Genomic DNA, 6720 nt, shown 5'->3' with positions numbered 1-6720 from the left:
GCGCTGTCGGCACGCCTGACCACCGGTGCCACTCCCCCGCTTCCCTTGGTAGGGATGGGTACGGCGCTGCCGGCCCTGCCCACCAGCACCCGACCGTTGTACGACCAGCCCGCGCCGCAAACACCGCCATCGCCTGTACTGCCCAGCCCAAACTACATGGGCGGGCGGCAACCGAATGCGACCGCTTCGCGGCTGGCGAGGCCTGCGCGATCGTCGCCCAGGCAGATGACACCCGTGGCGACGAATCGGCATGACGGCGCTTCCCGCCCCGGCGGGGTGCAGGACACAGCCGTGATGGTCCGCGAGATGACTCGACGTCACAGTAATGAGTTTACTCGCGTGCTGGTGCCCGTACTCGCTCGCATGCTGCATCGAAAGGTGGTGCATCGCCAGGAAGACAGGCCGGAAAGGTGGTACATGGAACTACCTCGCTGACCTGTCGACATTCCTCGAGCCCACCCAGAGTCACACGATATGCACCACGTTGCTATACCCGGGTGCACAAGGATAGGAGTATCGGCTGTGGCCGAGTCATTCGCTACCAGCTGGCGGTTCCAGGTATGGATCGGAATGTACGATCTGGGATCCTTCACCACCTGTGACGGCCTTGCCGCCAACCTGGAGGTAGAGGAGCGCTGGGAGGGCGGCCTGGAAGCTCACCGGTGGGTGATCCCTACCCGCCTGTCCTACTCCAACATCGTGCTGACCCGTCCCCTCACCAGCAGTACCGTCGCGGCTTGGCTGTGGCTCCGGAGCCAGACCATGCAGTCCATTCCCACGATCGGCACCATCGCCGCGCTGGCCCCGAACCGCTCCGTCATCGCGAGATGGAGCATGGAGCGGGTCGTGCCTGTGCGATGGGAGGGGCCGTCGTTCAGCGCTGAAGACTCCCGTCCCGGGATGGAGACGCTTGAAATCGCCCATCACGGTTTCATCGTCTCCCCGTTCTGAAAGGAGTTGCCACGGTGCCGTTCTTGCCAGTCGTGCCGTCCTTGCCCTCCCTGTCCAGGCTCTCCTCCTCCTCGTACTCGTTGTCCACGCTCGGGCTCACCCGCGCTACGCTCGTGATCTTTGATCCGCCGGCCAAACGCAGCCTGGCCAACAAGCCCGGACCGATGATCTCGCGAATCCCGCTGCAGTTCAATCCCGAGTCGATCAGCCTGTCGACGTCCGCCAACTGGAATTTTGAGCCATCCAAGCAATCGGGGTACGCCCCACCGGAGTTCAACGGGACCGATCTCAGGTCGGTCAGCGTGGAGGTCTTCCTCGACTCGACCTACAGTCTAGTTAACACGATTGAACAGCAAGTAGAGGAGCTGTTCGACTGCTGTCGGCCCGCCATTAGCAGCTTCGCGGTTGGTAGTACCTTGTCCCCCCCGTGGGTACGCCTTGAATGGGGACGTGCACGCACCGTTTCGTTCTATGCCTACCTCAGCACAGTCGATGTCGAATACACGCTTTTCAATGTTGACGGGAGGCCAAGCCGGGCCACCTGTCGCTTGTCGCTGCATGAGATCCCCCGCACCGTACCCAAACAAAACCCTACCTCAGGCTCCAAAAATGCTCTAGCCGTGCACCAGACGCAGGCCGGTGACAGCCTGGCTTCGCTGGCTTGGCGCTACTACGGCGACGCCGCTCAGTGGCGGCAGATTGCTGCTGCCAACGGAATCGTCGATCCTGAACGGCTTGCAGTAGGCACTACTCTGCTCATCCCCGCCGTCGATGAGGTGGCTGCCGGGGGAACAGGGGCATGGCTCCCTAGCGCGGAGAGCGGATCATGACCACTTACTCAGCCACACCGCTGGTTGAGACCACGGCGGCCCTCCCGGAAGAGTGGGCCGCAAGGCTCACCACCGTCGACGTGGACACCCGCGCCAATCTGCCGGCTCTGGCGACCCTGCGCTTCCGCGACCCCAATCACCAGCTGCTTAGCAGCAGTGGGATCGCCATCGGAACGCCTCTGAAGGTCTCGGCGGACACCACCGCCGACAGCCGGCCCGTCGTGCTCTTCAGCGGCGAGGTGGCCGGTGTGGCCAGCGAGGTCGAGGAGCAGGGAACATTCACGGTACTGAGAGCCTACGACCGGGCGCAGCGGCTGACTCGAGGCCGCCGGCTGACTGCATGGCAGGAGACCACGCTGGAGAAGGTCGTTCGCGACATCGCCAGCCACGCGGCGCTCGGAGTTGGGTCTGTTGCCGGCTCGACGTCCAAGATCAAGTATCTGGTCCAGCCGAACATCACTGACTGGGAATTCCTTCAGTACCTCGCAGAACTGCACGGCGCTGTGGTCGTCGTCAACAATGGCACGCTGTTCCTTAAAGCGCTTCAGTCCGCCGACAGCGCACCCGATCCGCGCCAGGCGGGCGACGATAACCCGTACGTACTGTCTTATGGAACCAACTTGCTGTCCCTGCAAGTCGCCGTGGGCTCGCCCGGGCCAGCCGGTGAAGTCCAGGTTCGCGGCTGGAACATCGATACTAAAAAGGCCACTGTTGGTACCGCAAAAGTCGACGGCAGCAAATATATCGATATCGGCACCCGCGCCGGCTATCTGGCCACGAAACTGGGCGGAGGCGCCTTCACTGAAGTAATCGGCACTGGGTACGCATTGCAGGGTGATGTCAAGGGTGTCGCCGAATACTTCGCCGACACGGCCGCAGCCGCGATTGTGGACCTGGAAGCGACGGTTTATGGCTCCCCACATCTGACGGCCGGCACGCCGGTGACGCTCGTCAATGTCGGAGAGCCGTTCACTGGCCGCTACACCGTTACCGGTACTCGCCACGTCTTCGACCGCGGCTATCGCACTAAGGTGAACGTGAGCTCGCAACAGCGCGTCCCGCACGCTGCCCGCAATGGACCGGCAGCATACGCGGTGCCGGGGCTTGCCATCGGCACCGTCCAAGACGTCCGTGATCCCGATACGCGCCAGTCGGGGGCGGTGCGGATCGCCTTCCCGTGGCTCAGCGAGGATTACGTCTCCGATTGGGCCCGTACCGTGCAGTTCGGAGGCGAAGGCGGGGGCGGGGTGATCAGCCCCGGCATCGGAGACGAGGTGCTCGTTGGCTTCGAGCAGGGACGCCTGGACCGCCCCTATGTCCTGGGCGGCCTGTACAACGGCAAGGACCATCCTTCGACACACAGCGTTGACTTGATTGATGCCGACTCGAAGGCTGTGAACCGCCGGTCACTGTCGTCACGTGAGGGCAACCGCATCGAGCTTCTGGACCACCCTGATGAGGGCGGCGTCCTGCTGAGCACCGGGGACCAGGAGGTGAAGATCCGCCTGGACCGCAAGGCAAAAAAGATCACGATCGAAGCGGAAAATCTGGAGCTCAAGGGCACCAAAAGCCTGACACTCACGACGGACAGCCTGGAGATCGGGGATAACACCAAGAGTAGCCTCAAGCTTAACGCGAAAACGGTAGAAATCAACGGCACCGATAGCGTTAAAATCGCTTCGCCAAAGGTTGACGTAGGATGACGTTCCTCCCCTTTTCCTCACGGCTGCCTAACGAGCCGAACATCCCTGATGCCCGTTTCCCGGCATGGCTGCGATCGACCATCCGAAAAGGCAACAAGGTCTATAGCACCCATTCGACTCACTTTAATGACCTCGCCCGAGGGAGGCCATCGTGGACGAACTGATCGGAAAAGGCTGGACCTTCCCTGCAACAGTCGCCGATGACGGCACCATCGCGCTTGTCGGCGGAGCCGAAGACATCGACCGGTCCATCCAGTTGATCATGAGAACAATGCTGGGAGAGCGCCCGATGCGCCCGGAATTCGGGTGCGGCGTCAGTGCCCTGGTCTTCGCTCCCATCGACGCGACGACCGGTGGTCAGATCATCGAGACCGTCCACACCGCTTTGGAACGCTGGGAACCGCGGATCGCCGTCGATGAAGTCGACGTCACCGCGGATACCGTGGTCTCCGGTCTGCTCTATATCGACATCAGCTACCGAATCCTGGCAACCAACAGCCCCCGCAACCTGGTCTTCCCCTTCTACACCCTGCCCGGAGAACCCGGCACTGGTACCGCAGGAGCCTAACGATGAGCAACGTCCCCGTTCCCTCCCTGGACGACCTGCGCTTCCAGGACCTCGTCGACGCGGCCAAGCGCTACATCCCCCAGCGCTGCCCCCAGTGGACCGACCACAACGTCTCCGACCCAGGCGTCACCCTGATCGAGGCCTGCGCCTCCCGCGTCGAACAACTCGGGTACCGCACCGATCAGCTCACTGACGCCGCCCGCGCGTCTCTGCTGCGCCTGGCCGGCGTTGTCCCGACTCCGCCGTCCGCCGCCCGCACTGAGCTCACTTTCACCCTCACCGACCCCAACTCCACCGACCGGACCATTCCCCAGGGCACGACCGTCTCCACCCCGAGCAGCTATCCGGGCCCAACCATCACCTTTCGGACCATCGAGACCCTCGTTCTGCCCGCCGAAACGGCAACCGGTACCGTGCCCGCAGTCAATATCACCACTGTCGACGAAGTACTCGGGGTGTCCGACGGCACGCCAGACCAGCGTTTCCGCCCCACCTACCAGCCCATCCTCCAGCAAACCACCAGTGGCACCCCGGCGGTCACCCTGACGGTCACCACCGTCAGCAGCGGCGCACCCGCCGATACCTGGGTGCAAGACACCACCTTCGCGGGTTCCCTGTCTGCTGATTACCGGTTCGTGTGGGACGCCACTGCGGGCGAGGTCGTCTTCGGCCCCAGCACGCCCTACACCTACGGTCCGTACCAGCACGGCCAGATCCCCCGACTCGGCGCCGAGGTACGGGCCGGCTACGAGACGTGTCAGGGTACGCGCGGGAACGTCCCCGCCGGTAGCCTCACCTCCTGGGTGAACACTCCGCCCGCCACTGTCACCAACCGCGCGGCCGCAACCGGCGGGGCCGAACCCGAGACCCTCGACGAGGCCGTAGCCCGCGCCACCGCCCGGCTGGTCCCCCTTCACCGGGCCGTCAGCGCGGACGACCATGCCCAGGTCCTCACGAGGCGCGTTCCCGACGCAGCCCGTGTCCGCACCGTCACCGTCGGAGGCAGCGCCCGATCTGCCCTGCGCATTGGCACCATGGCGGACACCGACCAACACCTGCAGGTCACTGTCGTCCCCCGCCCCACCGGTGACCCCGGCCAGGCACTACCGGCCGCCGACCTCGTCCTCACCGACGAGACCAAGGAGGCTATCCGTGCCTCCGAGGAGGCCCTGCGCCTGCTCGGCACGCGTGTACAGGTCACCGAGCCGGTGTGGGTGCCGTTCAAGGTGGCAGCCACGATCCAGGTATGGCCTGCCGTGGGAAGCCTCGCAGCCGTCAATGCGGAGATTGCCGCCAGAGACGCGCTGTACCGGTACTTTCATCCTGTCATTGGTGGCGACAGCGGCGCCGGATGGCCGTTCGGCCGTCCGGTCCATGCAGGCGACCCGTACGCTGTGCTTGCGGGGCTTCCCAGCACCGTCACGGTACTCAACGTCACCATGACGGACCCGAACGACAACCCTATCTCCCCGCCCCTGGTCCTACCGCCCGATGGACTTCCCCTGCTGACAGAAGTCCAGATCGACTCTGTCAACTCCAGCTCCATCGGGAACACCAACCCCAGCGATGACACACCCACACAGAGCGGTCTGCTGGTCAATCAGAAGAGCGGGCTCGCGATCGAGGTCCCGAACTCTTCGACGGCCCCTGGTGCCAGGCTGCAGCAGGCCTCCCCGCAGGATGGTGCCAATCAACAGTGGACTCTCACCTCGGCGGGTTCCGAGGCATGGCAGATCACTAACAGCAACTCAAACCTGGTCATGAGCGTGGAGAACGCCTCTACCGTTTACGGCGCATACGTAGTCCAACAGACCCTCGGCTCTGGCCTCGAGTCACAGTGGACCGCGTCCGAGCAAGGGGGCGGGTACTACAAGTTGACGAATGTCAACAGCGGTCTGGTGCTTGCTGTTTTCGCCGGATACACCACCCCCGGTGCACCTATCGTCCAGCAGACCTACGACGGACGCCCACACCAGCTATGGCGCCTACAGCCCTCCGACAAGGCAACGCCGAGACGATGACTCCCCGATTCGCAGCGCATCGGCAGCCATACGGCAGACCTCGACAGCACGCTCGAGTGCACCAGCTCGCGTGCCGGTCACAAGAGCAGGAGCGACACCATGGTCCGCACGTGTTCGCCCGGCATTCCGTCATTACATGCTCGAGGGGGCAATGGTGAATACGCACCGGAATCAGATTCACAAGCCGCTCGGTCCGATCCCGGTCCACTCTCGTGGCCTGAGCGCCCAAGCCAGCCGGAAGAACAGGCGCACCGGTTCCGATAGCAGCGACCTCAGCCGCATCCGGGCCCATCCCTACGCCGATCGCCCACCGCGCACAATCGCGCATGCGCCACGAATCCCGTTCAAAGAACTCCCTCCACCCAGCGCAGCACACCCGGTCCGGCGTGGCCCCCGGTATTACAGGCGCCATCGGACCCATCAAGCCCTCAGCAGGGAGGGCCCGTCGTACGTGTCATCACGCCGCGGTCGGTGATGAAACCATCAAAGCGTCGGCGAGACGGTGAGTCGCTCGCCGTCCTTTCCCGGAGTGCGCTCCTGGTTCTCTCCTTAGGTGGTATCGGTATCTTGCGGATTCTGACCGGATTGCCTTTCGATACGGGCACCGCGACCGTTAACAGGGCTTCAGTTCCCTTCTCAACGACCAG

Annotated in this window: 5 protein-coding genes; all 5 read left to right on the top strand. The window is 63.8% G+C overall.

Going from position 1 to position 6720, the window contains the following annotated elements:
• The first annotated feature begins 522 nt into the window (after positions 1-522).
• The 5 genes from ACZ6EM_RS37265 (at position 523) to ACZ6EM_RS37245 (ending at position 6073) form a co-directional block, all read left to right on the top strand.
• On the top strand, positions 523-951 hold the full coding sequence (locus tag ACZ6EM_RS37265) for a phage tail protein (RefSeq protein WP_401049852.1): 429 nt from the start codon (positions 523-525) through the stop codon (positions 949-951).
• Between the two features lie 80 nt (positions 952-1031).
• Positions 1032-1781 (top strand): CIS tube protein, encoded by a 750-nt coding sequence (locus ACZ6EM_RS37260; protein ID WP_401049851.1) that lies wholly within the window; start codon positions 1032-1034, stop codon positions 1779-1781.
• Entirely contained in the window at positions 1778-3484 is a 1707-nt protein-coding gene (locus ACZ6EM_RS37255) for a VgrG-related protein (RefSeq protein ID WP_331768674.1), read from the top strand. Before ACZ6EM_RS37260 ends, ACZ6EM_RS37255 begins: the two co-directional genes overlap by 4 nt.
• Before the next feature lie 151 nt (positions 3485-3635).
• Positions 3636-4052 carry a GPW/gp25 family protein gene (locus ACZ6EM_RS37250; RefSeq protein WP_401049848.1) on the top strand — a complete coding sequence of 139 codons (417 nt, stop codon included), beginning with the start codon at positions 3636-3638 and terminating at the stop codon, positions 4050-4052.
• 2 nt (positions 4053-4054) lie between these two features.
• Positions 4055-6073, top strand: coding sequence for an RICIN domain-containing protein (locus ACZ6EM_RS37245; protein ID WP_331768675.1), 2019 nt, complete (start codon positions 4055-4057; stop codon positions 6071-6073).
• Positions 6074-6720: the final 647 nt, after the last annotated feature.

It is taken from the genome of Kitasatospora sp. NPDC041917 (assembly GCF_055589745.1).
Note: the sequence above shows the minus strand (reverse complement) of the source record. Positions and strands in the feature narration are given on the sequence as shown.